The sequence below is a fragment of the Chthonomonas sp. genome (assembly GCF_035294165.1).
GTDB lineage: Bacteria > Armatimonadota > Chthonomonadetes > Chthonomonadales > Chthonomonadaceae > Chthonomonas.
The window spans coordinates 1-1,850 of the sequence record NZ_DATGLN010000265.1 but is presented as its reverse complement, the minus strand read 5'-3'; the positions used below and the strand labels follow the sequence as shown (position 1 = coordinate 1,850).

Sequence of the window (1,850 nt, the reverse complement as noted above, 5' to 3'; positions counted from 1 at the left end):
ACGGTTTTGCTATCGGCGAACGGCGATATCTCAATGCTGCCGGGGTCAAGATAGATATGGGCTGCGTTGCGTGCCTTCCACGAAAGCGTTACCGAATCGCCGGGATGCACCACGGTGGTGTCGGCCGTGAAGCTCCGAATGACGGGTTTGGGTGGGGCTGGAGGTGGAAGCACCTTAATTTGCACGGTGCGTTCATCGGTTCCCCCGCGCCCGTCGGCATGGAGCGTGTAGTAAACGGTGGTGGGGGTTTTCACTAGGTCGGCTATCACGGGCATATTGCCGCTCAGGGTGTGAGGCGGCGTATCGAAGATGGGGGTTCCGTTAATCCCTACGCGATGTTGCAGCGTAAAGCGGAGGCGATCCCCCTGCGCGTTCCAAGACAGCGTGATGGTTTGGCCGGACTGGACGGTATCGGGGTTCGCAGTAAACGCCAGAATCTTGGTAGGAGGGGGCGGAGTGGGACGAAAAAGAAAGATGCCGGTTGCGGCCACCACGATGAGGGCAAGCACTAGAGCCGGCAAAGGCGAAATAAGGGCATGTCGCTCGATCTGCCCCTGGGTTTTCGTAGAGATATAGGGGTCGTCGGCCACACGGGCAGAAACCGAAAAGCCATAAAGGCGCGGGTTCCCAACGAAGGAGAGCGATTTTGGACGCGCAGCAAGTAGGATGGTCTCCGACTGACCGGGTTTGAGGGTAACGCGATCTACATCAAACTCATAGGCGCACTCATCATCGGGGTCGCTGGCATGAAGTTCAAGGGTGCGTTCCACATTGCCCAGGTTGGAAAGGGTTACTTCAAAATCTTGGAGCGGATGGAAAAAGGTGGAAACGGCTCGACGGGGTTCAAGCTCTATTTCGAGTCGGTCGAAGGGCTTTACGAAAAGCATCGCCTGCGCCTCGGCGCTCTCTCCGGTCTCCATGGCCTTTACACGCACGATGAAAGGATAGGAGCCGGCCCGATTTTCGCTGGAGCGGGCGACCTTAAAATTGATTCGGGCTTGTGCTTGCTCGCCAGAGGCCAAATTGAAAGCCGGTACCGGAATGTTGTACCACTCTATATCAAGCCCCTCGATCTCTAGGAGCAGACGGTCGGGGATTTCTTGACGATTGGTAATCACGACATCGAGGCGCGCGATGCCGCCCGGCTCAATAGAGACATCCGGCTCTACGAGGGCTATCCCTATCTTTTGTGCATCCGAAACCGTTGAGGACATGAACCCTCACCGTGTCCTTTCCTATAGCCACGCTTAGGCCACGGCCTTTCAACGCCCTGGTCGCGGCGATACCTCTTAAACTTTACCGAGAACAAACTCGTTTCCCCAAGCCCAGACGACCGGAGAAAGCAATCCACCCGTATGGGTATTATAATCATCAAACCAAACATTTGTCAATGAAAGACCTATGCCCTAAGCGAGTAGAGAAGCGCTTAACAACATGGGTGAGACTTTTGAGAACCCAAAAACCGCTTGTGGAATCGGAAAACCACCCAAAAAAGAATACAATATATCGTATCTTCAGAGATGGAGCATCTTGTTTGAAACGACGCGAGTTGATTGGCCTTAGTCTTATAAGCACGATCTCTTGGCTAACGGGCGGGTGCCGGCCCTCGCTTCCTTCTGCCGCATCCCGCACTACAGATATACCGCACCCCGATTCTCCCGATCTACCTGCCTCTCCTCGGTTTCGGGATGTCGCTGCCGAAGTAGGGTTAGATTACCGTTGGGTTATCCCCGGCCCTCGCCCCCTCAACATCCTTCAAACCATCGGCAACGGATGCGCCTTCCTCGACTTCGATAACGATGGCAACCTCGATATCCTCCTCGTAGGCCCCACGCTCGCCCTCTTCCACA

General features: G+C 55.2%; 2 pseudogenes. One reads left to right on the top strand and one right to left on the bottom strand.

The features are described 5' to 3' along the window. Window positions 1-1,214, bottom strand: a pseudogene (locus VKV29_RS14925) (hypothetical protein); the annotation flags it as partial. A gap of 320 nt (window positions 1,215-1,534) precedes the next feature. Between VKV29_RS14925 and VKV29_RS14920 the strand changes: the two are divergent. Continuing rightward, window positions 1,535-1,850: pseudogene (locus tag VKV29_RS14920) on the top strand (CRTAC1 family protein); the annotation flags it as partial.